At 60.5% G+C, this 26,874-nt stretch carries 23 protein-coding genes and 3 tRNA genes; 22 read left to right on the top strand and 4 right to left on the bottom strand.

Going from position 1 to position 26,874, the window contains the following annotated elements; translation table 11 throughout:
- Positions 1-27: 27 nt before the first annotated feature.
- Positions 28-2,598 carry a DNA mismatch repair protein MutS gene (gene mutS, locus NH395_RS12820; protein WP_253025361.1) on the bottom strand — a complete coding sequence of 857 codons (2,571 nt, stop codon included), beginning with the start codon at positions 2,596-2,598 and terminating at the stop codon, positions 28-30.
- 110 nt (positions 2,599-2,708) lie between these two features.
- Here mutS and NH395_RS12815 point away from each other — a divergent pair, with 110 nt between their 5' ends.
- From NH395_RS12815 to NH395_RS12775, 9 genes are all read left to right on the top strand, one after another.
- A complete protein-coding gene (locus tag NH395_RS12815) occupies positions 2,709-3,242 on the top strand; it encodes a CinA family protein (protein WP_253025359.1) in 534 nt (177 codons plus the stop codon).
- Positions 3,243-3,332: 90 nt separating this feature from the next.
- Positions 3,333-4,400, top strand: coding sequence for a recombinase RecA (recA, locus tag NH395_RS12810; protein ID WP_066321310.1), 1,068 nt, complete (start codon positions 3,333-3,335; stop codon positions 4,398-4,400).
- A 15-nt stretch (positions 4,401-4,415) separates the two neighbouring features.
- The gene (locus NH395_RS12805; RefSeq protein ID WP_253025357.1) at positions 4,416-4,877 is read left to right on the top strand and encodes a regulatory protein RecX; all 462 of its coding nucleotides are present in this window, start codon (positions 4,416-4,418) and stop codon (positions 4,875-4,877) included.
- A gap of 157 nt (positions 4,878-5,034) precedes the next feature.
- Positions 5,035-7,644, top strand: a complete 2,610-nt coding sequence (alaS, locus tag NH395_RS12800; protein ID WP_253025355.1) for an alanine--tRNA ligase — start codon at positions 5,035-5,037, stop codon at positions 7,642-7,644.
- A 74-nt stretch (positions 7,645-7,718) separates the two neighbouring features.
- Positions 7,719-8,969 carry an aspartate kinase gene (locus NH395_RS12795; RefSeq protein WP_066321316.1) on the top strand — a complete coding sequence of 417 codons (1,251 nt, stop codon included), beginning with the start codon at positions 7,719-7,721 and terminating at the stop codon, positions 8,967-8,969.
- A 192-nt stretch (positions 8,970-9,161) separates the two neighbouring features.
- Positions 9,162-9,350, top strand: coding sequence for a carbon storage regulator CsrA (csrA, locus tag NH395_RS12790; protein ID WP_066321318.1), 189 nt, complete (start codon positions 9,162-9,164; stop codon positions 9,348-9,350).
- A 121-nt stretch (positions 9,351-9,471) separates the two neighbouring features.
- Positions 9,472-9,564: transfer RNA gene (locus NH395_RS12785), tRNA-Ser, on the top strand.
- A 17-nt stretch (positions 9,565-9,581) separates the two neighbouring features.
- Positions 9,582-9,658, top strand: a tRNA-Arg gene (locus NH395_RS12780).
- A gap of 59 nt (positions 9,659-9,717) precedes the next feature.
- A tRNA-Arg gene (locus NH395_RS12775) sits at positions 9,718-9,794 on the top strand.
- 116 nt (positions 9,795-9,910) lie between these two features.
- On the opposite strand, the gene NH395_RS12770 is transcribed toward NH395_RS12775, so the two are convergent.
- Complete coding sequence (locus NH395_RS12770; protein WP_253025457.1) at positions 9,911-10,861, bottom strand: tRNA-dihydrouridine synthase family protein; 951 nt, start codon at positions 10,859-10,861, stop codon at positions 9,911-9,913.
- A gap of 172 nt (positions 10,862-11,033) precedes the next feature.
- Here NH395_RS12770 and NH395_RS12765 point away from each other — a divergent pair, with 172 nt between their 5' ends.
- From NH395_RS12765 to NH395_RS12755, 3 genes are all read left to right on the top strand, one after another.
- Entirely contained in the window at positions 11,034-11,291 is a 258-nt protein-coding gene (locus tag NH395_RS12765) for an OadG family protein (RefSeq protein WP_253025353.1), read from the top strand.
- A 91-nt stretch (positions 11,292-11,382) separates the two neighbouring features.
- A complete protein-coding gene (gene oadA, locus NH395_RS12760; protein ID WP_253025351.1) occupies positions 11,383-13,194 on the top strand; it encodes a sodium-extruding oxaloacetate decarboxylase subunit alpha in 1,812 nt (603 codons plus the stop codon).
- 11 nt (positions 13,195-13,205) lie between these two features.
- A complete protein-coding gene (locus tag NH395_RS12755; RefSeq protein WP_253025349.1) occupies positions 13,206-14,528 on the top strand; it encodes a sodium ion-translocating decarboxylase subunit beta in 1,323 nt (440 codons plus the stop codon).
- Between the two features lie 91 nt (positions 14,529-14,619).
- Here NH395_RS12755 and NH395_RS12750 read toward each other — a convergent pair whose 3' ends face one another.
- Both NH395_RS12750 and NH395_RS12745 read right to left on the bottom strand, forming a co-directional pair.
- Positions 14,620-15,243 (bottom strand): YigZ family protein, encoded by a 624-nt coding sequence (locus tag NH395_RS12750; protein WP_253025347.1) that lies wholly within the window; start codon positions 15,241-15,243, stop codon positions 14,620-14,622.
- Positions 15,244-15,258: 15 nt separating this feature from the next.
- Positions 15,259-15,552 carry a S24 family peptidase gene (locus tag NH395_RS12745; RefSeq protein ID WP_253025345.1) on the bottom strand — a complete coding sequence of 98 codons (294 nt, stop codon included), beginning with the start codon at positions 15,550-15,552 and terminating at the stop codon, positions 15,259-15,261.
- A gap of 332 nt (positions 15,553-15,884) precedes the next feature.
- Here NH395_RS12745 and ccmA point away from each other — a divergent pair, with 332 nt between their 5' ends.
- The 10 genes from ccmA to smc are packed head-to-tail and all read left to right on the top strand — an operon-like array spanning position 15,885 to position 26,445.
- Positions 15,885-16,505: a cytochrome c biogenesis heme-transporting ATPase CcmA gene (gene ccmA / locus NH395_RS12740; RefSeq protein WP_253025455.1), complete on the top strand. Its 621-nt coding sequence runs from the start codon at positions 15,885-15,887 to the stop codon at positions 16,503-16,505.
- Between the two features lie 11 nt (positions 16,506-16,516).
- Positions 16,517-17,248: a heme exporter protein CcmB gene (gene ccmB, locus NH395_RS12735; protein WP_253025343.1), complete on the top strand. Its 732-nt coding sequence runs from the start codon at positions 16,517-16,519 to the stop codon at positions 17,246-17,248.
- A 13-nt stretch (positions 17,249-17,261) separates the two neighbouring features.
- On the top strand, positions 17,262-18,002 hold the full coding sequence (locus NH395_RS12730) for a heme ABC transporter permease (protein ID WP_253025341.1): 741 nt from the start codon (positions 17,262-17,264) through the stop codon (positions 18,000-18,002).
- A complete protein-coding gene (ccmD, locus tag NH395_RS12725; RefSeq protein WP_253025339.1) occupies positions 18,002-18,211 on the top strand; it encodes a heme exporter protein CcmD in 210 nt (69 codons plus the stop codon). Before NH395_RS12730 ends, ccmD begins: the two co-directional genes overlap by 1 nt.
- A complete protein-coding gene (gene ccmE / locus NH395_RS12720; RefSeq protein WP_253025337.1) occupies positions 18,195-18,683 on the top strand; it encodes a cytochrome c maturation protein CcmE in 489 nt (162 codons plus the stop codon). Before ccmD ends, ccmE begins: the two co-directional genes overlap by 17 nt.
- Positions 18,684-18,729: 46 nt before the next feature.
- Positions 18,730-20,709, top strand: coding sequence for a heme lyase CcmF/NrfE family subunit (locus tag NH395_RS12715; protein ID WP_253025335.1), 1,980 nt, complete (start codon positions 18,730-18,732; stop codon positions 20,707-20,709).
- A complete protein-coding gene (locus NH395_RS12710) occupies positions 20,706-21,233 on the top strand; it encodes a DsbE family thiol:disulfide interchange protein (RefSeq protein WP_253025333.1) in 528 nt (175 codons plus the stop codon). The genes NH395_RS12715 and NH395_RS12710 overlap by 4 nt, the downstream gene beginning before the upstream one ends.
- A complete protein-coding gene (locus tag NH395_RS12705) occupies positions 21,224-21,694 on the top strand; it encodes a cytochrome c-type biogenesis protein (protein ID WP_253025331.1) in 471 nt (156 codons plus the stop codon). The genes NH395_RS12710 and NH395_RS12705 overlap by 10 nt, the downstream gene beginning before the upstream one ends.
- On the top strand, positions 21,691-22,935 hold the full coding sequence (ccmI, locus tag NH395_RS12700) for a c-type cytochrome biogenesis protein CcmI (RefSeq protein ID WP_253025329.1): 1,245 nt from the start codon (positions 21,691-21,693) through the stop codon (positions 22,933-22,935). The genes NH395_RS12705 and ccmI overlap by 4 nt, the downstream gene beginning before the upstream one ends.
- An 18-nt stretch (positions 22,936-22,953) precedes the next feature.
- Positions 22,954-26,445 (top strand): chromosome segregation protein SMC, encoded by a 3,492-nt coding sequence (smc, locus tag NH395_RS12695; protein ID WP_253025316.1) that lies wholly within the window; start codon positions 22,954-22,956, stop codon positions 26,443-26,445.
- The last annotated feature ends 429 nt before the right edge of the window (positions 26,446-26,874 follow it).

The following is a 26,874-nucleotide window of genomic DNA, read 5'->3' as shown; positions in this document are numbered from 1 at the left end:
GCCGTGGCGTTGTTCTGTTACGCGAATTTAAAGCAGCTCGCGCCATTGATATAACAGCGACAGTGCCTCACGTGGCGATAGGCCATCCACATCCGCGTTTTCCAGCGCCTCCACCACCGGATGAGGTGCGCTGGCAAACAAATCATTCTGCTGAGGTGCAGTTGTTTGAGACAGCGGCATTTGGCGTTGTTCCTCAACGTCGCGCTGCTCAAGGGTCACCAGCTTTTCACGCGCCCGTTGAATGACCTGGCTGGGCACCCCAGCCAGCTGGGCGACCTGCAAGCCGTAACTCTGGCTGGCGGGGCCTGACTCGATGCGGTGCATGAAGACGATGTTGTCGCCATGCTCGGTAGCCGTTAAGTGAATATTGGCCACGCCGTCGGCCTGGTCGGGTAGCCCGGTCATTTCAAAGTAATGGGTCGCGAACAGGGTCAAGGCGCGGGCACTGGCCAGGTGCTCTGCACTTGCCCACGCCAGTGACAGGCCGTCAAAGGTACTGGTGCCGCGGCCGATCTCGTCCATCAGTACCAGGCTGTGCTCGGTGGCATTGTGCAGGATATTGGCGGTCTCGGTCATTTCGACCATGAAGGTCGAGCGTCCGCCCGCCAGGTCATCCGACGAGCCGATGCGGGTAAAGATACGATCGATAGGGCCTATTTCGGCGGCGTCCGCCGGGACAAAGCTGCCGCTGTGGGCCAGCAGCGCAATCAGCGCCGTCTGGCGCATGTAGGTGGATTTACCGCCCATGTTGGGGCCGGTGATAATCAGCATGTGCTGCTCGGGGGTGAGGGTGACATCGTTGGGGACAAAGGGATGATCACTCACCTGCTCGACCACCGGGTGGCGACCGGCGTGGATGGTCAGACCGGTGGCCTCCACCAGGGTCGGGCGTACCCAGTTGAGTGCCTCGGCGCGTTCGGCAAAGGCGCACAGCACGTCAAGCTCGGCCAGCGCCTGGGAGGTCCGCTGCAGCGCGTTGAGCGCCTCGTTGAGCGCGTTGAGCAACTGGTCGTAGAGCCACTTTTCCCGGCTTAGCGCGCGGGATTTCGCCGAGAGGGCCTTGTCTTCGAACTCTTTAAGCTCGGGGATGATAAACCGCTCGGCGTTTTTCAGCGTCTGGCGGCGAATATAGTCGGCCGGGGCCTGCTGGGCCTGGGCTCGGGGCAGTTCGATAAAGTAACCGTGCACGCGGTTATAGCCGACCTTCAGGTTGGCAAGGCCGGTGCGTTCGCGCTCGCGGGTTTCAAGCTGCACCAGGTAGTCACCGGCGTTTTCGGCCAGGCCACGGTGTTCGTCAAGCTCCGCGTCGTACCCCTGGGCGATGACACCGCCGTCGCGGATCACCACCGGCGGATTGTCGACCAGCGCCCGCTGGAGCGTGTCGGTGATCTCCGGGTAGGGGCGAATATGCGGGCGCAGGCTATCCAGCAGGCTGCCGTTTTCGACCTCGCCCAACTGCTGCTCCAGCGTGGGCAGGGTGGCCAGGGCATCACGCAGGCGTGCCAGGTCGCGCGGACGGGCGCTATACAGTGCCACCCGGGCAAGAATGCGTTCGACGTCACCCACGTCGTTCAGGGTATCGCGGATGGCCAGGTAATTAGCGTCCAGGCTTAATAGCGCAACGCCTGCCTGGCGACCCTGAATGACGTCGCGTTGGCGCAGCGGCCGATTCAGCCAGCGCTTCAGCAGGCGCGAGCCCATTGCCGTGGTGCAGGTATCCAGAACGCTGGCCAGGGTGTTGTCAGTCCCGCCCCCCAGGTTGATATCGATTTCCAGATTACGGCGGCTGGCGGCATCGATCACCACCGCGTCGTCGCGGTTCTCGACGCTGATGGCCGTCACGTGGGGCAGGCGTGAGCGCTGGGTATCCCGCGCGTAGTCGATCAGCACGCCGGCGGCGACCAGCGCGGTGGTCAAGTGGGCGCAGCCAAAGCCGCGTAAGTCCTGTACCTCGAACTGGTCGCACAGGCTGCGGGTTGCGCTCTGCAAATCAAACAGCCATTCACCCTGGCGGCGCAGGGCCCGGGTCTGCGACCATGCGTCGGGCAGGGTAAGGCTCTCGGGGACCAGCAGCTCAGCCGGAGATAGCCGCGTCAGCTCGGCCAGCATCTCGGCCTCACTGTCGACTTCCAGCACGCTAAAGCGGCCGCTGGAAAGCTCAAGCCAGGCCAGCCCCCACTGCTCGTTACCGGGCGCAACGGCCACCAGAACGTTGTCGCGCCGGGCATCCAGCAAGGCTTCGTCGTGCAGGGTGCCGGGCGTGACAATACGCACGACCTGGCGATCAACGGGACCTTTGCTTGTTGCCGGGTCGCCAATCTGTTCGCAGATAGCGACGGATTCACCGGCGGCTACCAGGCGTGCCAGGTAGCCCTCGGCGCTATGATAGGGAACGCCCGCCATGGGGATGGGCTTGCCGCCCGACTGGCCGCGCTGGGTCAGGGTGATATCCAGCAGTGCAGCGGCGCGCTTGGCATCGTCGAAAAACAGCTCGTAAAAGTCCCCCATCCGGTAAAACAGCAGTACCTCGGGGTGTTCGCGTTTGATCTTCAGGTATTGCGCGATCATTGGCGTGTGCGCGGGGCTGGGCTGTGACATGGGCGTCCTAATTAAGCGGGGCGCAAGCGCGTGGAACTTGCTGCCTGTTCTTTGAGCAACTGAAACACAGTATTCTACGCTGAATTGACGACGCACATGAAGGAGCGACGATGTCACCCAGTGTCTCAAGCTTGATGAATCTGGACTTATCCCTGCTGGCCCAGCGCCTGGGGCGCCTTTGCCAGCAGGCGCAACTGGAAGTGACCGCGGCCGAGTCGTGCACCGGCGGCGGCATTGCCAGTGCGATCACCTCGGTGGCGGGTAGTTCAGCGTATTTCACCACCGGCTACGTCACCTACGCCAATACGGCCAAGACGCGGCTTCTGGGCGTGCCGGAAGCCACGCTGAACGCCCATGGTGCGGTCAGCGATGCCGTGGTCAAGGCCATGGTGGCAGGGGCCTGCCGGGAAAGCGGTGCCGGACTTGCGGTGGCCGTCAGCGGTGTTGCAGGCCCCGACGGCGGTAGCGAAACCAAGCCTGTGGGGACCGTCTGGCTGGCGTGGGGCGATGCGAACCAACAGCAAGCCGAGCGGTTTGTTTTCCCTGGCGACCGTCAGGCCGTTCGTGAGCAGGCCGTGCGCCAGGCGCTGGCAGGCCTGATAGTGCGCCTGGCGGAAAAAGTGGGCGACGGCAGCGAGAAATAATCGCCCGAAACACTAGCTGAGGATTTGTTTAGCGGCTAATCTTTGGCATACTACTGGCTAATTATACAGCTTATGATGAGGATTGACTGAATGGCTCAGGATGATAATCGCACCAAGGCGCTCAACGCTGCGCTCAGCCAGATTGATCGCCAGTTTGGCAAAGGCACGGTCATGCGCCTGGGCGACGCTCCCCGCGTTGTCATGCCGTCGGTGTCCACCGGCTCGCTGGGTCTGGATATCGCCCTTGGTATCGGTGGCCTGCCGTATGGCCGGGTGGCTGAAATTTTCGGCCCGGAGTCCTCGGGTAAGACGACCCTCACGCTGTCGGTGATCGCGCAAGCCCAGAAGCAGGGCAAAGTCTGCGCGTTCGTGGATGCCGAGCATGCGCTGGACCCCAGCTATGCAGAAAAACTGGGGGTCAATCTGGACGACCTGCTGGTGTCTCAGCCGGATACCGGCGAACAGGCGCTGGAGATCACCGATATGCTGGTGCGTTCCGGCGGTGTCGATGTGATTATCATCGATTCGGTGGCGGCGTTGACCCCGCGTGCTGAAATCGAAGGCGAAATGGGCGATGCCCACGTTGGCCTGCAGGCACGTTTGATGTCGCAAGCGTTGCGCAAGATCAGCGGCAATATCAAGAATGCCAACTGCCTGGTGGTGTTCATCAACCAGATCCGCATGAAGATTGGCGTGATGTTCGGGAGCCCCGAAACGACCACCGGCGGTAACGCGCTGAAGTTTTACTCAAGCGTGCGGCTGGACATCCGGCGTACGGGGTCGGTGAAAGTCGGCGACGAGGTCACCGGTAACGAAACCCGCGTGAAAGTGGTCAAGAACAAGGTGGCGCCGCCGTTCCGTCAGGCCGAATTCCAGATTCTCTACGGCAAAGGCATCTACCACGCCGGTGAAGTGGTCGACCTGGGTGTGCAGCAGAACCTGGTGGACAAGGCCGGTGCCTGGTACAGCTACAAGGGTAAAAAGATCGGTCAGGGCAAGGCCAATGCGGCCCAGTACCTGGAAGAGCATCCTGACGTCATGGAAGAGATCGAAAGCCAGATTCGCGCCCAGCTGCTTGCCCAGCCCGAGCCGAAGAAAGAAGAGGCTGCCAAGAAGGAAGAAGCGGCTGACGCCAACGCCGAAGACGACCTGCTTTAAGCCGCGAGCGTCAGCATGTTGTCATCCTCCCACGAAGCCACCCCGCGCGAGGTGGCTATCCAATTGCTCGCGAGGCGCGAATACTCGCGCACCGAGCTGGCGCGCAAGCTGGAACAGAAGGCGTTTGCTGCTGAGGATATCGACACCTGCCTGGACGCCCTGGTCGAGCAGGGCCTGCAGTCGGATGAGCGGTTTGCCGAAAGTTTTATTCGGTCACGGGTGAATCGAGGGCAGGGCGTCATTCGCATCAAAGGCGAGTTGCGCCAGCGCGGTATCGACCAGGAAGTCGCCACGGCAGCGTTTGCGATTGTCGAGGAACGCGAGGCCGTCGACTGGTTCGAGCTGGCCCGTGATACCCTGGCGCGGCGCTTTTCATCGCCCGGTGATACTCCTAAAGAACGCGCTAAACGCGAGCGCTTTCTGGCGATGCGGGGGTTTGATTTTGACCAGATTCGCTACGCGCTGGATTGCCTATAGCCTGCTTTTTTGGGCGATTAACCCTTCTTTCTGACCGCTCTGCCACTAACTGCGGCTTTAGTCGTTTGACAACTGCGCTATAATGGCGTCTTTGCGACCCCAGCGGGTAGCGGCGACAGCGCCCTGGGGCATCACGCTTTATTGTTACGGATACCCTATGAAGAGCGCAGAGATCAGACAGGCCTTTCTATCCTTTTTCGAAGAACACGGGCATACCATCGTGCCCACGAGTTCGCTAGTACCGGGCAATGACCCGACGCTATTGTTTACCAATGCGGGCATGGTGCCTTTCAAGGATGTTTTCCTGGGCCGCGACCCGCGCCCCTACGTGCGCGCCACCTCGGCACAGCGCTGTGTTCGCGCGGGTGGCAAGCACAACGACCTGGATAACGTCGGCTATACCGCGCGCCACCACACCTTCTTTGAAATGCTGGGCAACTTCAGCTTTGGTGACTACTTCAAGCGTGATGCCATTCGCTTCGCCTGGACTTTTCTTACCGAGACCTTGGGCTTGCCCAAGGACAAGCTGTGGGTAACGGTACACATCAGCGACGACGAAGCCGAGCGTATCTGGAAAGACGAGATCGGCATCGATCCTGAACGGTTTTCCAAACTCGACGAAGATAACTTCTGGCAGATGGGCGATACCGGCCCCTGTGGCCCCAGTTCCGAAATCTTCTTTGACCACGGTCCCGAGGTTTGGGGTGGCCCGCCGGGAAGCCCGGAAGAAGACGGCGACCGCTACATCGAAATCTGGAACCTGGTGTTCATGCAGTTCGATCGCGACGCCGAAGGGACGCTCAACCCGCTGCCCAAGCCGTCCATCGATACCGGCATGGGCTTGGAGCGTGTCGCGGCCGTCATGCAGAGCGTGCACTCCAACTATGAAATCGACCTGTTCCAGAACCTGCTGCAGGCTGCCGCCAGCGCTACTGGTTACGCGGATACCACCGCGCCTTCCTTGCGGGTGATTGCCGACCACATCCGTTCCTGTGCGTTCTTGATTGCCGATGACGTGCTGCCGTCCAATGAGGGGCGTGGTTATGTACTGCGCCGGATCATTCGTCGAGCGATTCGCCATGGCCACAAACTGGGCGCCACAGAGCCGTTCTTCCACAAGCTGGTTGACGCACTCGATGTGGAAATGGGCGATGCCTACCCCGAGCTGCGGGACGCTCGCGACCAGATCACCCGTGTCCTGCTCAAGGAAGAAGAGCAGTTTGCCCGTACGCTGGATCACGGCATGGGGCTGTTAAGCGCGGCACTCGATGACCTGCAGGGCGACGTATTGCCGGGGGAGACGGTGTTCAAGCTCTATGACACCTACGGATTCCCCTACGACTTGACCGCCGATGTGTGCCGCGAGCGCGAAGTGACGCTGGATGAAGAGGGCTTTCAGCGGGAACTGGAAGCCCAGCGCGAGCGTGCCCGAGCGGCCAGCCAGTTTGGCGCCGATTACAGCGCTTCCATCGAGCTGGACGGCGAAACCACCTTTACCGGCTACGACCGACTGGAAGACCAATCCAGCGTGACCGCCCTGGTGGATACCGAAGGCAACGAACTGGCGGCACTGGAAGCGGGGCAGAAGGGCGTTGTCGTACTTGATCGGACCCCCTTTTACGGTGAATCGGGCGGTCAGGTCGGCGATACCGGTTACCTGTATGTGGACGGTGGGCGTTTCCAGGTCACCGACACCCAGAAGCAAAGCGGCCACCACCTTCACCAGGGGATCATGGTCGAGGGCATGATGAATGTCGGGGCCAAGGTGCGCGGCGAGGTGGATGCCAGCCTGCGCTCGGCCACCGTTCGCAACCACTCGGCGACCCACCTGCTGCATAAAGCGCTACGCATGGTGTTGGGTGACCACGTTCAGCAGAAAGGCTCGCTGGTCAATGCCGAGCGCCTGCGTTTCGACTTCAGTCACTTCGAGCCCATGACCGCCGAGCAACTGGCCGAGGTGGAGCGGCTGGTCAACGAACAGATCCTGGCCAACGCGCCGACCAAAATCGAGCAAATGAGCCTGGATCAGGCCAAGGCCAAGGGCGCAGCGGCGCTGTTTGAAGCCAAGTACGCCGATAGCGTCCGCGTGCTGACCATCGGCGCCGATGACTTCTCGATTGAGCTGTGCGGCGGTACCCACGTGGCGCGCAGCGGCGACATCGGTTGTTGCCACCTGGTCAGCGAAGCAGGCATTGCCTCAGGGGTGCGCCGCATCGAAGCGATTACCGGCGAAAATGCCCTGGCGTATTTCCGCGAACAGGAAGCCCGCGTCCAGCGGCTGGCCGAGCGGTTGAAGACCAAGCCCGAGCAGGTTGAGGCACGTGTCGAAGGGTTGGTCGAGCGCAATCGCAGTCTGGAAAAAGAGCTTGAGCAGCTCAAGGCCAAGCTCGCCAGCGCCGCCGGAAGTGACATGCTCAGCCAGGCGCAGGACGTTAATGGCGTCAAATTGCTGGCGACCCAGCTCGAGGGCGTATCGGGTAAAGAGCTGCGCGGTGTTCTCGACCAGCTCAAGAACAAGCTGGGTTCGGGTGTGATCATTCTTGGCGTGACCGACACTGACGCTGGCAAGGTCAGCCTGATTGCCGGCGTCACCAAAGACCTCACCGACCGTGTCAAAGCGGGTGAACTGGTCAACCATGTGGCCTCTCAGGTAGGCGGCAAAGGAGGTGGCCGCCCTGATATGGCCCAGGCAGGGGGGAGTCAGCCCGACGCGCTTCCCGCTGCGTTGAACAGCGTACCGGCATGGTTGGAAAACACGCTTAGCTAAACAGAGAAGCCGGTGGCATTATTTGCTACCGGCTTTTTTGCTTCATACATTTCCAAATAACAGGAAAACGGCATATGGCACTATACGTTCAGAAGTTCGGCGGCACCTCGGTGGGCTCTGTCGACCGTATCAAGGCCGTGGCGGAAAAGGTCAAAGGCTTTCGCGACCAGGGCCACCAGGTGGTCGTGGTGGTCTCCGCGATGAGCGGCGAGACCAATCGCCTGACCGATATGGCGCACGCGTTAAACGACGACCCCGCCCCGCGCGAGATGGACATGCTGCTGTCCACCGGCGAGCAGGTGACGATCTCTCTGCTGGCGATGGCGCTCCAGCAGGCAGGTGTGGCGGCAACGTCGCATACCGGTGCCCAGGTGGGTATCCACACCGACAGTGCCTACACCAAGGCGCGCATCCAGCGTATCGAAACCGAAGACCTGAAAGCCGACCTGGACGCCGGTCAGGTTGTCGTGGTGGCGGGTTTCCAGGGTGTCGATGAAGAAGGCAATATCACCACCCTGGGGCGTGGCGGTTCAGATACCACCGGCGTGGCGCTGGCGGCCGCACTGGGCGCCGATGAATGCCAGATCTATACCGACGTTGATGGCGTTTACACGACCGACCCCCGTGTCTGCTCCAAGGCGCAACGGCTGGAAAACATTACCGTTGAAGAAATGCTCGAGCTGGCAAGTCTGGGCTCGAAAGTACTGCAAATTCGCGCGGTCGAGTTTGCCGGTAAATACAACGTTCCCCTGCGGGTGCTGTCGAGCTTTGAAGACGGCCCCGGTACCCTGATTGTTGCAGAAGCAGACAAAGACGAGGACTCCATGGAAGAACCGCTGATCTCCGGTATTGCCTTTACCAAAAACGAAGCCAAGCTAACCCTGCTCAACACGCCTGATGTGCCGGGTGTTGCCTCGCGTATTCTGGGGCCGATTGCCGACGCCAATATCGAAGTCGACATGATCGTTCAGAACGTGGCCCCGGCAGGCGATTACACCGACTTCACGTTTACCGTGGCCAAAGGTGATTACAAGGCCACCAAAAAGCTGCTTGAGGAAACCGTGATTCCAGGCCTGGGCGGCGGTGAGTTGCGTGGCGACGATAATATCGCCAAAGTGTCCCTGGTAGGTGTCGGTATGCGCTCTCACGCGGGCGTGGCATCGAAAATGTTCCGCGTGCTGGCTGACGAAAACGTTAATATTCGTATGGTGTCCACCTCCGAGATTAAAATTTCGGTGGTGATTGACGAGAAACATATGGAGCTGGCCGTGAATGCATTGCACAAGGCATTCGGCCTGGATAAGTCAGATATCGAATCTGAATAACATTAACGCCTTATACCTTCTACGCTGAAGGGTACTTGCTGCCGTGTGGTGGTGAGCTTTCTTTCAACGGGAGGTTAAGGTGTCATGGAGCCTGTGCCTTTGGTGGCAGGGGGTACCATGCCGCATAATGGCATGGTACCGCCGCCGGCGGACACATCCCGTTGTATTAAACGTCTGAGAAGGAGATCAGCCATGCTCATCCTAACCCGCCGTGTCGGCGAAACCCTGATGATCGGGGATGAAATCACCGTCACCGTACTAGGTGTGAAGGGTAACCAGGTTCGTATCGGCGTCAATGCGCCAAAAGACGTGGCGGTTCATCGTGAAGAGATATACCAGCGTATTCAGCGCGAACGCAGCGGTGAAAGTGAAGCCGAGTGAACGCTGTTTGGCGGTGCGATAGTGCCGTGTCATACGCGTAAGGTAAGGTCGGCGCGAAAAAAATCCGAGCAGGGCTGGACAACTTTCTGCCAAATCGGTAATATTCGCGCCGTGCCGTTAAGGAGAGGTGGCCGAGTGGCTGAAGGCGCTCCCCTGCTAAGGGAGTATAGGGTTTATAGCCCTATCGAGGGTTCGAATCCCTCTCTCTCCGCCAGCCGCACATCAAGGTAAGCGCCCGTAGCTCAGCTGGATAGAGTATCTGACTACGAATCAGAGGGTCGGAGGTTCGAATCCTCCCGGGCGCGCCACCTTTTTCAGATGTTGTTTTACCCGTGTTTTTAGATAGATAACGTGGAATAACATCCACGCGCCCGTAGCTCAGCTGGATAGAGTATCTGACTACGAATCAGAGGGTCGGAGGTTCGAATCCTCCCGGGCGCGCCAGATTCCAAACCCGTCCTTTTCAAGGGCGGGTTTTCTGCTTTCTAGTCAGGCTCAAGCGACTCATGCTTGAGTCTCGTGCTCGTTTAGCGCCCCACTTAACGGTAGGGGCGCTTTTTTTATGCCGTCTCGGCCATGCGGGCTGGCACAACCAGGCTTTCCAGCAGGGTGTCCAGGTCGGTAATCCGCTTGACGCGCTGAAAGTGAAGGTTGGCCTCCGCATTGCCCTGCCGCATCTGCGCAAGCCACTGTTTGACGAGCGATACCACCACTTTCTTCGGCAGCTGTTGACGCTGACGATGCGCGTATTGCTTGAGAACGCTGGCGCGCATTGACCAGGTGGTGTCGGGCAGGCGTTCGCCGGTGCGTTGCCAGTGTCGTATCCTGGGCGCCAGCCAGGGGTCGGCCAGGGCGCTGCGTCCCAGCATGACATCGCGGCATCCGGATAGCGTGCGCGCTTTCCAGTAGTCTTCCAGGGACCAGATATCGCCATTGGCCACCACCGGCAGTGAAACGCGGTGGCGAATCCTGGCGATCCATTCCCAGTGGGCGGGTGGCCGATAGCCTTCGTCGCGGGTGCGCCCGTGAACCACGAGCCGGGCGGCGCCGCCGGCTTCAGTGGCCTGGGCGCAGGCAATGGCCAGGCGGCGGTCAGAGAACCCCAGGCGGATTTTGGCCGTTACGGGAATTTCGCCGTCCAGGGCACAAGCAACCGCTTTCACGGCCTGGTAAACGCGCTCGGGCTGGCGTAGTAGGGACGCGCCGCCGTCGTGACGGTTGACGAGCTTGGCCGGGCAGCCGAAATTAAGGTCAATGCTGCGCGCCCCGAGTGACAAGGCCTGGCGGGCATTGGCGGCGAGAGCCACCGGATCGGCGCCCAGGAGTTGCAGGTGAACAGGAATGCCGCTGGGCGTGGCAACCTGGTCGCGGGCGAGTTCAGGACAGTGTTTATAAAACACCCGAGGCGGTAGGCGGGCATCGACGACACGCACAAATTCCGTCACTGTCCAGTCAAACCCAGGCCTGACCGTCAGCAGCTCGCGCGTGACCGCATCGATCACCCCCTCCATAGGGGCTAGTCCGATTTCGCCTTTATGTAGTAAATTAACAACCATGACTTACACCATCGCGCCATTGCATTCTTCAGGGGGTGTGGCAGGTTAGTGTATTCCCAGCATTGCGCCAAGCGTCAATGGGCGGTCGCGTTGATGGTCTTATCCGTTACCAGAAAGGAGAAGCCTTATGCAGGACCCGGAACTATTACAGGAAGGCCTCGGGCTTATGGCGTTAGGCATGGGGTTTGTGTTTGTTTTTCTTGCGGTTTTAGTTTTTTTGCTGACCTTGATGTCAGGCATTATTCGGCGTTTTCAGCCTGCGCCCGCGCCGGTTGCGCCCAGTGGTGGGGCCAAGCCTGCCTCCCGGGGGAAAGGACAGGACGATGAGACGCTAGCCGTGATTAGTGCTGCAGTGCACCGTTATCGCTCGAAAAGACGTCGTTAACTTTCATCTTTTGTCGGGGCGCTCCAGGCAATCCGCATGATTTTTTGTTATTTTTACTACAAATAAACATTCCTTGACTACGAGCCAAGCCATGAACGAAACAAAAAAACCACTGGGCATTACCGATGTCGTACTGCGCGACGCCCATCAGTCGCTGTTTGCTACCCGTCTGCGTCTGGCTGACATGCTGCCGATTGCCGAAAAGCTGGATAAAGTCGGCTACTGGTCCCTGGAAACCTGGGGCGGCGCGACGTTCGACGCCTGCATTCGCTATCTGGGCGAGGATCCCTGGGAACGCATTCGGGCCCTCAAGGACGCCATGCCCAACACACCCCAGGCCATGCTGCTGCGCGGCCAGAACCTGCTGGGCTATCGTCATTACGCCGACGATGTGGTGGATAAATTCGTCGAGCGTGCCAAAACCAACGGCGTCGATGTATTTCGCGTCTTTGATGCGATGAACGACCCGCGCAATCTGGAACGCGCCATCAAGGCGGTTCGCCAGGTGGGCGGTCATGCGCAGGGGACTATTTCTTACACGGTTAGTCCGGTCCATACCCTGGATAGCTGGGTTGACCTCGCCAAGACCATCGCGGCCATGGGCGCGGATTCGTTGGCTATCAAGGATATGGCGGGTCTACTCACGCCTTACACCGCGTTTGAGCTGGTCTCGCGCCTCAAGAAAGAGCTGTCGATCCCCGTGCACCTGCACTGCCACGCCACCACGGGGCTTTCCACCTCGACCATTCTCAAGGCGGTCGAAGCAGGTATTGATAACGTCGATACCGCCATTTCGTCGATGTCGATGACTTACGGCCACAGTCCCACTGAATCGGTGGTGGCGATGCTCAAGGATACCGACCGCGATACCGGGCTCGACCTTGAACTGCTGGAAGATATCGCCAGCTACTTCCGCGGCGTGCGCAAGAAGTACGCTGCCTTTGAAGGCTCGCTGCGCGGCATCGACTCGCGGATTCTGATCGCCCAGGTGCCCGGCGGCATGCTGACCAACATGGAAGGCCAGCTCAAAGAGCAGGGCGCGGGCGACAAGCTCGACGATGTGCTCACCGAAATCCCCCGCGTACGTGAAGACCTGGGCTTTATTCCGCTGGTCACGCCGACCTCGCAGATTGTCGGCACCCAGGCAGTGATGAACGTCATGATGGGCGAGCGCTATCAGTCCATTTCCAAGGAAGTCCAGGCACTGCTCAAGGGCGAATACGGCGCCGCGCCTGCGCCCTTCAACAGTGAACTGCAACAGCGCGTGCTGGAAGGTGGCGAACCCATCACCTGCCGCCCGGCGGACAATCTCTCGCCGGAAATGGACAAGCTCGCAAGCGAACTGAAAGATCACGCCCAGGCCGACGGCATTCGCCTGGCCGAGGGCGAGCAGCAGGTCGACGATGTGCTGACCTACGCGCTGTTTCCGCAGATTGGTCTCAAATTCCTCAAGAACCGCGACAATCCCGACGCCTTTGAGCCCGAGCCCCAGGCCGCCGAGGCGGAAACGGCCAGCGAGCCTGCCAAGGCAGAAAGCCAAGCGCCTGCCGTCAGTGCCGGTCCGGAAACCTACACTGTCAAACTCAACGGCAAGGCGTTTGTCGTGGAAGTCGCTGAAGGCGGCGACATCAGCGATGTGAAAGAGCAGCCCGCGGGCGGTGCCGCTCCGAAGGAAGAAGCACCGGCCCCCAGCGGCGAGGCCATCACCGCGCCGCTCGCTGGCAACATCTTCAAGGTCAATGTGCGCCCGGGCGATACCGTCGAAGCGGGTGACGTGGTGATTATTCTTGAAGCGATGAAAATGGAAACCGAAGTGCGTGCCAGCAGTGCCGGGACCGTTTCGGCTGTTAGCGTCAGTGAAGGCGACAGCGTTGTCGTTGGCGATACGCTGATCGAACTTTAAGGACCCTCCACATGGATAAATTACTGACCCTATGGCAAGGCTCCGGGCTTTATAATCTGGAGTTGGGCCAAGCCGTGATGGTGATGGTGGGCCTACTGCTGCTTTATCTCGCCATCTACAAGAAGTTTGAGCCACTGTTGCTGGTGCCGATTGGCTTTGGTGGCATTCTCGCCAATATCCCCGAAGCCGGTTTGGCGCTGTCCGCGCTGGATCAGGCGATTGACGTGGGGCGGCCCGTGCTGCTGGAACAGATCGCCTCGGCGCTGGGTGGCAGCCTGGACAGTCAGGCGAATATCGAGAGTTGGCGCACGAGCCTTCAACAGATGATGGCCAATGGCGCATCGGCCGAGCAGCTTGCTACCGCAAAAGCCGTGGCCAAGGGGGCGGGCTATGGCGATGGCTTGCTGTACATGTTTTACACCGTGGCGATTACCTCGGGCATTGCACCGCTGATTATCTTCATGGGCGTTGGCGCCATGACCGACTTTGGGCCGCTGCTGGCCAATCCGAGAACGCTGTTTCTCGGCGCCGCCGCACAGTTCGGCATCTTCGCCACGCTCTTCGGTGCCGTGCTGCTGTCGTCGATGGGCTGGATGGATTTCTCGCTCAATCAGGCGGCCGCCATCGGCATAATCGGCGGGGCGGATGGCCCGACGTCGATCTATGTCTCGAGCATGCTGGCCCCTGAACTACTGGGTGCCATTGCCGTGGCCGCTTACGCCTATATGGCGCTGGTGCCGTTGATCCAGCCGCCGATCATGCGCCTTCTGACCTCAAAGAAAGAGCGCGAGATCACCATGACGCAGCTGCGCCCGGTGTCGAAGCTCGAGAAAATCGTGTTCCCGTTGCTGCTGTTGATCCTGGTGGCGCTGTTTCTACCCGATGCGTCGCCGCTGTTGGGTATGTTCTGTTTTGGCAACCTGATGCGCGAATGCGGCGTGGTCGAGCGGTTAAGCGACACGGCGCAAAACTCCCTGATCAATATCGTGACAATCATGCTCGGGCTGGCGGTGGGCTCAAAGCTCATGGCTGACAGCTTCCTGGCCGTGGAAACGCTGGGCATCATGGCGCTGGGGATCATCGCCTTCGGGATCGGCACCACGGCAGGCGTGCTGATGGCCAAACTCATGAACCTGGTGAGCAAAATGCCGATCAACCCCTTGATTGGCGCGGCAGGCGTTTCGGCGGTGCCCATGGCGGCACGCGTGGCCAACAAGGTGGGGCTGGAGTCCAACCCGCATAACTTCCTGCTGATGCACGCCATGGGGCCCAACGTGGCCGGGGTGATCGGCTCGGCGGTGGCCGCAGGGGTAATGATCAAGTACTTAGGTTAATCAGTACTTAGGTTAATCAGTGCTTAGGGTAAAAAAACACCTGACGCTCAGCAAAACGGTCGCACCTTCAACGGGCGGCCGTTTTTTTTGCCTAGGTGTTAATGGCCTGCGCGGGAATGGACTGCTTCAGGCGGCTTTCCAGCGGTGTCAAGTCGAGTGCCCAGTCACTCGGCCAGCCGATGGTGAGCGTGACCCCCTTTCCGTCATACTCGGCGTTGACCACGGGAATGGCCTGCTCCTCGCACCATCCGCGGGCAATGGATTCGTCGGCGAAGGAAAAGCATACCCTGTAGTGAACGCGTTGGATAACTTCCCGGGTTTCCAGGGTATCGAGTGCCTTGTTCACCGCTTGGGCATAGGCCCGGGCCAGCCCGCCGGTGCCCAGTTTGGTGCCGCCAAAGTAGCGGATCACCATGCAGCCGACCTCGCCTAACTGACTACCTTGAAGCGCCTGAAACATGGGGCGGCCGGCAGTGCCGCCGGGCTCGCCGTCATCGGAAAAGCCAATGCGCAGCTGCTCGCCCGGGGCGCCGGCAATGTAGGCCAGGCAGTGGTGGCTCGCATTGGGGTGTGCCTGCCTGGCGGCCTTTGTCAGTGCCTCCGCGGCGTCAACCTCCGGAGTGTGGGCTATCCAGGCAATGAAACGGCTCTTCTCGACCTCGACCTCGTCAATATGCCAAGTGCCTGGGGGCAGTTGGGGTACGCGATAACGCATGAATGTCCCGGCAATTTAGTGTGTCACGGGATGATGCTCAATTCCCATGAACATGCCAAGTACCTGAATGTCGCGATTATGCAAAAACACTTCGGGGTGCCGGGCATCATCCAGCCACAGGCGTACGCCCGCCCGGCTGATGGATAGCTGCTTGAGGGCCAGGGTTTGCTGATTGATTTCGGCGATAACCGTTTCGCCCTGACTATCGTCCTGATAGCGCCGAATCACGATGACGTCGCCATCGAACAGGTTGCAATCGGCCATCCGGTTGCCGCGCACTTTCAGCGTATAGGTGTTACGGCGAGTCATTCGCGCTGCTGCCGACGGGATTGCATAGGGGCGTGGCGTTGGGCGAGTCGTCGGTAATGCGGCGTTCATCGACATGTTCATCGGCTTTCTCCAAATCAGCGCCCGGTCCCTAGGCAAGATCTATCGGTAGACACGATACGTTTTTTAGGTTTTTACATGTTCTTTCATACAGTGTTTATCCAGTATAAACCTGTTTTTGCATACAGTGCCAGGAATAATTATCCAGTGGTTTGGCAACCCGACCTGAGCGAGGGTCGCAGGCTGGCGCGACTAGCGGGGAAATGGCTTTGAGTGTAGAGTTCAAGCCAGTATTTCATTGCGTGGGGTGGCATGTGTCGCTGAGTTTGCAAGGCCGTCAACTGGGGTGTGAGCGCGATGGCCGCTGGCTCTTCGAGGGGCTGGATATCGACGTCAATCGCGGTGATATATGGCACGTGGCCGGTCCCAACGGCAGTGGCAAAACCACGCTGCTAAAAGTGCTGGCCGGGCAATTCAACGAGTTTTGCGGGGCACTCCACTGGCAGGGCAAGCCGCTGGGACAGAGTCGCGAACACTTGGCCGCCAACATGCTCTACCTGGGGCATTCCCCAGGCGTGAGTGCGGGCCTGACGCCGCTGGAAAACCTGGCCTGGTACCAGGCATTGCACGATGAATGCAGCGACGCGACGCAGCGCGAAGCCGCCCTTGCGGTCATGGGCCTTGCAGGCTTTGAAGATGTCCCGGTGGGGCATTTATCAGCGGGTCAGCAACGCCGCGTGGCACTGGCAAGGCTGAGTCTCACGCCGCGTGTTCTCTGGATACTGGATGAGCCTTTTACGGCCATCGATCAGGCGGGCGTCGAGGCGCTGGAGGCGCAGTTGCTTGCCCATGCCCGGGCCGGAGGGGCCGTGGTGATGACGACCCACCATGTACTCGCTATTGACCATCCGCTGCGTCATGTTGCGTTGGGCTAAAGGAGCCAGAGTTGCCGCCTTCAGAAACCACACAGCGCGTTGCGGTACTGGCCGAACCGACCTCCAGGCGCCTCGGCGTCGCCTTTGGCGCAACCCTGGTACGTGACCTTAATCGCGTGCGCCGTCGGCGCGGTGAAGTGCTGAACCCGCTGGTCTTCTATGCCCTGGCGGTTAGTTTATTTCCCATCGGTATTTCACCCGAGGCCGAGCTGCTGGCCGTCATGGCGCCGGGGCTGTTATGGGTCACGGCGCTGCTCGCCACGCTGTTGTCGCTGGATGGCCTTTTTCGCAGTGATTTCGATGACGGCAGCCTGGAGCAGATGATGCTTTCCCCTCAGCCGCTTGCGGCATTGAGCATCGCCAAGGTGGCCGCCCATTGGCTGGTTACCGGCTTGCCGCTGGCGCTCATGTCACCCCTGCTGGGTATCATGCTGGCGCTGCCTGTCCACAGTATTGGGGTGTTGATGGCATCGTTAGCGCTGGGGAGTGCCAGCTTGAGCCTCATCGGCGGTATTGGTGCGGCATTAACCGTCGGTTTGCCCCGGGGTGGCGTGCTACTCTCGCTACTGGTTTTGCCGCTGTATATTCCGGTGCTGATTTTTGGTACCGGGGCGGTTCAGGCGGCTATCCAGGGCGATGCCGTACTGCCTCATCTGGCGATGCTTGGCGCATTGCTGGCCGCGGCGCTGATATTTGCTCCCTGGGCCATTGCCGCGTCGCTGCGTATCAGTATTAACGGGTAGGGATGAGCACTGTATGTGGGGCTTGATACATAAGCTGGGGTCGCCAAAGTGGTTTTATTACCGGAGCGCAGTGCTGCAGTCCTGGTGCTGGGGCGTGGCTGCCGTTTTGCTGCTGGTCGGCAGCGTATGGGGGCTTGTCTTCGCCCCCGCCGACTACCAGCAGGGCAACAGCTTCCGTATCATTTATGTGCATGTGCCCGCCGCCTTTTTGGCCCAGTCGGTGTTTGTCGCCATGGCGGTTTCCGGGCTTGTTTTCATGGTCTGGAAAATCAAGCTTGCCGATATGGCGGCCGCGGCCATGGCCCCGCTGGGCGCGGCCATGACCTTTGTCGCGCTGTTTTCCGGCGCGGTGTGGGGCGTGCCGACCTGGGGCACATGGTGGATATGGGACGCCCGGTTGACGTCCATGCTCATTCTGCTGTTCTTATATCTGGGCGTGATAGCGCTGCGCGGCGCCTTTAGCCGCCGGGATAGCGGTGCGCGGGCGGCATCGGTGCTGGCCATGGTCGGCGTGATCAACATTCCCATCATCAAGTACTCGGTGGACTGGTGGTACACCTTGCACCAGCCCGCCTCATTTACGCTGACCTCCCGACCCGCGATGCCGGTGGAAATGTGGCTGCCGTTGCTGATTATGGTGGTAGGCTTTTACGGCTTCTTTATCGCCCTTACGCTGACCCGTACGCGCAGCGAAATACTCCGTCGAGAGGCCAACACGCGGTGGGTAAAAGCGTTGCTTGAGGAGGTTAACTGATGGTGGCCTCGTTGGCTGAATGGGTGTCCATGGGCGAGCATGGTGTCTACGTGTGGTCTGCCTGGGGAGTCACGGCCGTATTTATGCTGGGCCTGACACTGCATGCCCGGCTTGAGCGTCGACTATTGTTCAAACACCTCAAGCGGGTGGCGCGCCGACGGGCCGCAGCCCCGCAGCAAAGAGGGCATTGCGATGACCCCAAAGCGTAAGCGCAAGCTGTATGTGATCGTCACGCTGGTCAGCCTGGCCGCCGTGGCCGTTGGCCTGACGCTGTATGCGCTGCGGGCCAACATCAATCTGTTTTTTAGCCCCGTGCAGATCGCCCAGGGCGAAGCCCCCATGTCGCGTTCCATCCGCGCGGGGGGCATGGTGAAAGTCGGCTCGGTATCCCGCGATGCCGATAGCTTGAATATTGAATTTACCGTTACCGACTACGTAGGCGATCTGCAGGTTGACTACCAGGGCATCCTGCCCGACCTGTTTCGCGAAGGGCAGGGCGTGGTCGTGGTGGGCGAGCTGCAGGACAATGGCCGTTTTCGTGCCGATGAGGTTTTAGCCCGGCACGACGAGAACTATATGCCCCCCGAGGTGGCACAAGCCCTGGAAGAGGCCGGTTACTCGCCCGCCGATTTTCAGGCCAAGGCCGCCGAGGTAGGCCAGCAGCGCAAGGACGATACGTGATGCGCCGCCACCTCACCGTCGATTATCGTGCTCAGCCGGAGTCCCCATGCTGACCCGGATATTGCCCGAAATAGGTCATTTCGCCCTGATCATTGCGCTACTGATGGCGGTGGTGCAATCAGTGATGCCATTGGCCGGAGCCGCAACGCGACGCCCTCTGTGGATGGCCTACGGGCGGCCCATGGCCACCGGCCAGTTTCTGTTTGTGCTGCTGGCCTACGCCTGCTTGACGGCCAGTTACGCCATGGACGACTTCAGCGTGGTGAATGTCGCCAACAACTCCAATTCGCTGTTGCCCTGGTATTACAAGCTCAGCGCCGTATGGGGCAACCATGAAGGCTCGGTGTTGCTGTGGAGCCTGATGCTGGCGGGCTGGGGATGCGTTGCCGGCTGGTGGTCGCGGCGTTTGCCCCGGGACATGCTCGCCCGTGTGCTCGGTATCCTGGGGCTGATCAGCGCCGGCTTTCTGTTGTTTATCCTATTGACCTCGAACCCCTTCGAGCGGCATCTGCCGGATATCCCCGCCGATGGCGCGGACCTTAACCCCCTGTTGCAGGATATCGGTCTGATCATTCATCCGCCCATGCTGTATATGGGCTATGTCGGGTTTTCGGTGGTGTTTGCCTTTGCCATCGCCGCCTTGCTGGGAGGGCGGCTGGATGCCGCCTGGACCCGCTGGGCAAGACCCTGGACCAACGCCGCCTGGGCGTTTCTGACGGTCGGGATTGCGCTGGGCAGCTGGTGGGCCTACTACGAGCTGGGCTGGGGCGGCTGGTGGTTCTGGGACCCGGTGGAAAACGCCTCGCTGCTGCCATGGCTCACCGGCACGGCCCTGATTCACTCGCTGGCGGTCACCGAAAAACGCGGCTCCTTCAAGAGTTGGACGGTACTGCTGGCGATTGCCACCTTTTCGCTTTCGCTGATGGGCACCTTCCTGGTCCGCTCCGGCGTGCTGACCTCGGTGCACGCCTTTGCCAACGACCCCTCGCGGGGGCTGTTCATCCTGGTGCTGCTGGCCATTACCGTCACGCTTTCTCTGGTCGTGTTTGCCCTGCGCGCGCCACGTGTCAGCCATGCCGTGGGGTTTAACTGGCTGTCCCGGGATGCCCTGCTGCTGATCAATAATGGCCTGCTGGTGACCGCGACGATGACGGTGCTGCTGGGCACGCTGTATCCGTTGATTCTGGATTCACTGGGGCTGGGCAAGATCAGCGTGGGGCCGCCTTATTTCAATGCGCTGTTCGTACCGCTGACGGTGATTGCCTGCCTGTTCATGGGGCTGGGGCCGATGGCGCAGTGGAAGTCGACGTCGCCTGGCAAACTGGCGCGCAAGCTGTGGCTGGCGGGCTTGGCAGCGCTGGGGCTGGGGGCACTGGTGCCGCTGGTGTATCGCGGCGAATGGAACCTCTGGGTGATCTTGGGGTTGTCGACGGCGCTGTGGATAGGGCTGTCATTGAGCCGTGACCTGTTCGACAAAGTGCGGCATCGGCACTCGATATGGAAAGGGCTGCGCAGCCTGTCGCTGGCTTATTGGGGGATGGTGCTGGGCCATCTGGGGGTGGCGGTGACCATTGTCGGCGCCACGGTGGTCAGCCAATATGCGGTGGAGCGCAACGTGCGCATGTCGCCGGATACCCGCGTCCAGGTGGCAGGCTATCACTTTACCATGACCGAGCTTTTCGACCGGCGCGGTGCCAACTTCCTGGCCGATACCGCCGTCATTGAGGTACAGCGGGGTGACAGCCGCCGTCGTTTCGAGATGCAGCCAGAAAAGCGGCTGTACCTGGCGACGGGCATGCCCATGACCCAGGTGGCGCTTAGCCCGGGCCTCTTTCGTGATCTTTACGTGGCCATGGGCGAAGAGCTGGACGATGGCAGCTGGGCGATGCGTATCCAGTACAAACCCTTTGTACGCTGGCTGTGGCTCGGCGGTCTGCTGATGGCGCTGGGCGGTGTGCTGGCGGTGTTCGACAAGCGCTACCGTAAGACGCGCCCGGCACGATTGGCCCAGGAGGGGCAGGCATGAAACGACGTTGGCTCTTGTTTCTGTTACCCGTTGCGTTTCTAGGGCTGGCGCTGTTTTTCTTCGAGCGCCTGTCCCAGGACCCCGCCGATCGTGACTCGGCGCTGATGGCCCGCGACTTTCCTGCCTTTGAGGCAACGACGCTTGCAGACGAACATCAGCGGGTCGACCAATCGTTGCTCGAAGGCCAGCTGACACTGGTCAATGTGTGGGGCGAGTGGTGCGCCGCCTGTCGCCAGGAAATGCCCCAGCTGCTTGACCTGGCGGACCGTGGCATCCGTCTGGTGGGGGTCAACTACCGGGATACCCGTGAGAATGGTCTGGCGTTTCTGGATGAGTTCGGCGACCCCTTTGCGGCCAATATTTTTGATCCTGAAGGTGACCTGGGCTTTGAGCTTGGCGTCATTGGCGCGCCGGAAACCTTTGTGGTCGATGCGCAAGGCATCATTCGCTATCACCATAAAGGCTATGTATCCCCCGAGGATGTTCGCAACCGTCTGCTGCCGGAGGTGGAGAAATGGCGCTAATTCGCGGATTAGGCCTGGTGGTGCTGATGCTATGCGCACTGTCGGCGTGGTCGGCCGGTATCGAACTGCGCGACTTTGACGACCCGGTGAAGGAGCAGCGCTATCGCGACCTGACGGCCTCCATGCGCTGCCCGCTGTGTGAAAACCAGGCGATCGATGACTCCAATGCGCCCATTTCCGCGGACATGCGGGAACGCGTGTATCAGTTGCTTGACGAGGGTAAGTCGGACACGGAAATCATCCATCACATGGTGCAGCGGTTTGGCGACTACATCCTCTATAACCCGCGCCTGGAGCAGCGTACCTATCTGCTCTGGGGCTTGCCGGTCGGGCTCTTGGTGCTGGTGGGTGTCGTCGTCGCCTTGATCGTCAGGGCCCGTCGTCACGCCTCGGCGAAGGCGCTGACCCCTGACGAGCAGGCGCGACTGGATGCCCTGATTGAGCGTAAGGAGTCGTCGTGACCCTGCTTTGGATCGCCCTTGCCTGCGTATTGCTGCCTGCGCTCTGGCTGCTGGTGCTGCCGTTGCGCACGGCCCGCCGCTGGCGCGATAAGCAGCTGGCCTTCGAGCAGCATGACGCCGCCGCCGAGCAGAATGTCGCCATCTTCCGGCGGCGTCTGGCGGCGCTTGAGAACGCCCACGCCGACGGCAAAGTTGACGCCGCGCAATTGGCTGAAGAACGTCTTGAACTGGAGCGCAGTCTGCTGGACGATACCGCCACCCTGCAGCGTCGGCCGCTCAAGCCTTACGCATCGGGACGTTGGGTCGTGCCGCTGGTGATGCTCGCGCTGGGAGCGGGCAGCCTGGCGTGGTACCAGCAGCAGGGCGCGGCGGACGATCTTGTGCTGTGGGCCATTGGCCAGGAGGTTCGCGAACACCCGGAGGGCTCACGGGCGATGTATATCGAGCGGCTTGAGGCCCAGACGTCACAGCAGCCGTCCAACCCCAACCTGTGGAGCACGCTGTTTCCGCTTTACCGGGAAACCGGCCAAGCGGATAACGCCGTGACGGCGCTTGAGCGCTTGATCGCCCTCGAAGGGCGCCAGCCATCGCTGTTGGCCCAGCTCGCGCAGCTGCGCTTTTTCATGGCCGGGCGTGAGCTCACCGACGAGGTACAGGGGCTGGTGGACGAAGTGCTGGCGGAAGACCCCCGCCAGCCCACTGCCTTGGGTATACTTGGCATCCACGCCTTCGATACTGGCGACTACGCGCAGGCGATCGACCGCTGGCGGCGCGCCGTGGCCAATGTTGAGAATCCGGATATCGCCGCGTCGCTGCGCGAGGGCATTCAGGTGGCGCAATCGCGCCTTGGTGAACAAGAAGGCCGTCAAGTCACGCAGGCAGAAGGCCCGGGGGTGCGGGTCAGGGTGTCGCTTGATCCCGATCTGGCAAGTCAGGTTGACGGTGATGATAAAGTCTTTATCGTTGCCCGCGATGTGGATGGCGAACAGCCACCGCTGGCGGTGGTTCAGGGCCTGGTCTCAGAACTGCCAATGACCGTCGTGCTGGATGACCGCGCGGCCATGACGGCCGATGCGCAGATATCGAAAGCGCGCGAGGTTCGCCTGATGGTACGTGTTTCACCAAGTGGCCAGGCCAGCCCTCAGGCGGGGGATCTATGGGGTTCTGTCGAGCGGGTCGACGTTGGCCCGATTAACGCACGAGAGGCTACCAGGGTAACTATTGATCGTGTCTTTGAATAATCTCAACGTGAAGTCTCCATGCGTTTAACGTCAATACGTCTCGTCGGTTTCAAATCCTTTGTCGACCCGGTCACGGTGCCTTTCGACGGTAATATGACGGCTGTCGTCGGGCCCAACGGTTGCGGTAAATCGAATATTATCGACGCCGTGCGCTGGGTGATGGGCGAGTCTTCCGCCAAGACGTTGCGCGGTGAGTCCATGTCTGACGTCATCTTCAACGGCTCGACGGGCCGCAAACCGGTGGGCCAGGCCTCCATCGAACTGAAGTTCGATAACCGGGATGGCGCCATGGGCGGGGTCTACGCCCAGTACGCCGAAATCGCCGTGAAGCGGCTGGTCACCCGCGACGGCCAGTCGAACTACTTTTTCAATGGCCAGAAATGCCGCCGCCGGGATATCGCCGACCTGTTCATGGGGACCGGGCTGGGCCCGCGTTCCTACGCCATTATTGGCCAGGGGATGATATCGCGGCTGATCGAAGCCCGCCCGGACGATCTGCGTGCCACGCTGGAAGAGGCGGCGGGGATCTCCAAATACAAAGAGCGCCGCCGGGAAACCGAAAACCGCATGCGGCGTACCCAGGAAAACCTGGAGCGCCTGGACGACATCCGCGAAGAGCTGGATAAGCAGCTTGAACGCCTCAAGCGTCAGGCCGAGGCCGCCAAGCGTTACCAGGCATTGAAGCAGCAGGAATTCCAGCTAAAAGGCGAACTTGCCGTGCTGCGCGGGCGTGCCCTGCGGGCGGAACAGGCCCAGCAGGAAAGCCGCGTGCGCGACTTGGAAATCGCCGTCGAGAAAGACGTATTCGGCGTTCGCCAGTGCGAAACCCGCCTGGAGCAGGCCCGTGAGCAACACGATGAGCTGGCCGAAGTCCTCGAACGCCACCAGCAGCAATTCTTTGAGACCACCACCCGCATCGCCCGTCTGGAGCAGGACCAGGCCCACCGGCGCAGCCGGGAAGCGCAACTGGCAAGCGACATCGAGACGGCGCGGCGAGACCTCGACGAGCAGCGCCAGGTCAGCGAAGGCGACCAGGAACGTCTGGCCGCTATTGAAGCACGGTTGGACGAATTGCTGCCCGAGCACGAAGCACTCGACGAACAGCTGGAAACGCTGGAACAGGCCCTGGCCGATGCCAGCCCCTCTCTGGAGGCCGCCGAACAGCAGTGGGCGGATGCCGAAAGCCACTGGCGGGATGCCAGCCGCGAGGCCGAGCGCCGTCAGGATCAGTTGCGTGACCTCGAACAGCGAATTGCCCGCCTGCAGGCCGAACGCCAGCGCCGCCGTCAGCAGCGGGGCGAACTTGCCGATGTCACCGAATTACGCAGCGAGCACGCTGAATGCCAGGCCCGCAAGGAAGAGGCCGAGCAGCGCGCAGAGGCCTTCCAGGCCGAGCGCGATCAATGGCAGCAGCGCTACAGCGAAGCCAAGGCGGCTTACCAGCAGGCGACCCAGGCCCGCGACCAACAGCGCGCCGAGTTGAGCCAACGGCAGGGCGAACTTGCCTCGCTGCAGGCGCTGATTGATGCGGCGCTTGCCGACCACGACCCGCACCTCACCGAGGCGTTAGCCGCCCAAGGCCTTGCCGAGGCGCCGCGGCTGGGTGAGGCCATCAGCGTCGAACCCGGCTGGGAGCGGGTGATCTCCTGGCTGCTGGCACCCTGGCTCAATGCCCGCCTGGTCGCCGTTGATCAGTTGCAGGCCCTGCCCGACGCGCTGGCCACCGACTGGTGCTTGATTGACCGGGCGCCGCCTGCCTTGCACGGCGGACAACGCCTGGACGCCCTGGTGAGTGGGGCGGGCGCGCTGGGTGAGTGGTTGGCAAGTATTCACTATGCCGAGAGCAGCGCCGAGGCGGACGCGCTATTGGCCACGCTTGCCCCGGGTGAAAGCGTGGTCACCCGCGAGGGTGTGTGGCGCGGGCGTGGCTGGCTTCACCAGCAGGCCAACGGTGACGGCGTGGACGCGCTATTGGTCACCCGCCGCCGCTATGATGAGCTGGCGGCCCGCCGGGAGCAGGACGAAGAGGCGCTGGCGCTTGCTGAAGCCCAGTGCGAGGCAGCCAGTGAAACCATCGAGACGCTGGAACACACCCGCGACCAACAGGCGGAGGAAGAGCGTGCCCACGCCGCCACGCTCCAGCAGTTGGCGGTCACCGAACAGCGTCTTTCTCAGCGTCTGGAGCACCTGGAAAGCCGCGCCACTGAGCTTGACGAAGAACTGAGTCAACTGCAGGAAGATGAAGCCGAGTTAGCGCTTACTCTCGATGAGCAGCGTGCCCGCTGGCATGAGGCCATGGAACAACTGGAAATGGCGGCCCAGGCCCGCGACGAAAGCGCCGAGCAGCGGGATCAACAGCGCGAACAGCGTGAACGGCTGAATCAGCAACATGCACCACTGAAAGCCCGCCAGCAGGCGCTGGCGCTTGAGCGGGAACGTCTCAACACCGAGCTTAATAGCCTGCGTTCCCAGCAGTCGCGTAGCCGGGAAAGCGAAGAGCGCCTGACGCTGCGTATTGAAGAGCTGGAAGCTTCGCGGGAGACCCTGCTGGAGCCTGACGAACTTGCCGCCGAGGAGCTTGAAGAGCTGCTCCACCAGCGCGAACAGCAGGAGCAGCGTTTAAACGACACCCGCCAGCAAACCCAGACGCTGGCGGAGCAGTTGCGTAACGACGAACTGACCCGTCAGCAGCATGAGCGTAACCTGGAGCAAAGCCGCGAGCAGTTGCAGCAGCGCCGAATGGACGTTCAGGCGCTGGCGCTGAAAGCCGCCACCCAGGATGAGCAGTTGACTGAGCTGGGGCACGATGTCGATGCGTTGACAGAACAGCTTGCCGACGACGCCACTGAAACCGCCTGGCAGGAACGTCTGGAAAGCACCACCGACAAAATTCGTCGCCTGGGGGCCATCAACTTGGCGGCCATTGAAGAATACGATCAACAGGCCGAACGGCGTGACTATCTGGAAGCCCAGCACGCCGAACTCAGCGAAGCGCTGGAAACCCTGGAACGCGCCATTAAACGTATTGATCAAGAAACCCGCGTTCGTTTTAGAGATACGTTTGATCGGGTCAATACCGGATTGCAAACCTTGTTTCCAAGAGTGTTTGGCGGCGGCACTGCCTGGTTAACGCTCACCGGTGACGACTTATTGGAAACCGGTGTGGCGATCATGGCGCGTCCACCGGGTAAAAAGAACAGCACGATTCATCTCTTATCCGGGGGGGAAAAAGCACTGACGGCACTCTCGCTGGTATTCGCTATATTCCAGTTAAACCCCGCGCCTTTTTGTATGCTGGATGAAGTCGATGCTCCCTTGGATGATGCTAACGTTGGTCGCTATGCCAAGTTGGTAAAAGAGATGTCGGAAAACGTTCAGTTCATCTACATCACCCATAACAAAATTGCCATGGAGGCCGCCGAGCGATTAATGGGGGTCACCATGCAGGAGCCGGGGGTCTCGCGGATGGTCTCGGTAGGTATTGAAGAAGCGACAGCGATGGTGGATTAATGCTCGCAAGTGTTAACGTTATTAACTACCCTAACGGTTAGTGATCCACACCCCAGCGTTAAAAAAGGTGACTCAAGGCGCTAAACTTATCTATATTATATGGCGATGAGTGTTTTTGGCCTTCAGTAGTGTTAAAAAATGCGGTAAGCACATCCGGTTTCCGGTACTCGGCGGGGCGATGTTTAAAGGGGCCGAGCTTGCATTGCAAACACCGGTTTCAATCGAAAAGGATGTTGCTATCGCGTAAGGTAGTTAATTAATAGGCAGGCATTGGGGCACTTATCGCCGACGGTATAGTCGAATTTTTGCCTTAGATAACGTTAAAAACTGTGCGATAACGTGAAAATTAGCAAAAAGTGGCCCTTTTCGTAGTAATCGCGCTATGCTTAGGGTAAGTATAGGTTTAACAGTAGTGATCTAATTTTCAGG

The sequence above is a fragment of the Halomonas sp. Mc5H-6 genome, assembly GCF_024124705.1.
Lineage (GTDB): Bacteria > Pseudomonadota > Gammaproteobacteria > Pseudomonadales > Halomonadaceae > Vreelandella > Vreelandella subterranea.
The sequence above is the reverse complement of the archived record's forward strand: the minus strand, read 5'-3'. Positions and strand labels throughout refer to the sequence as shown.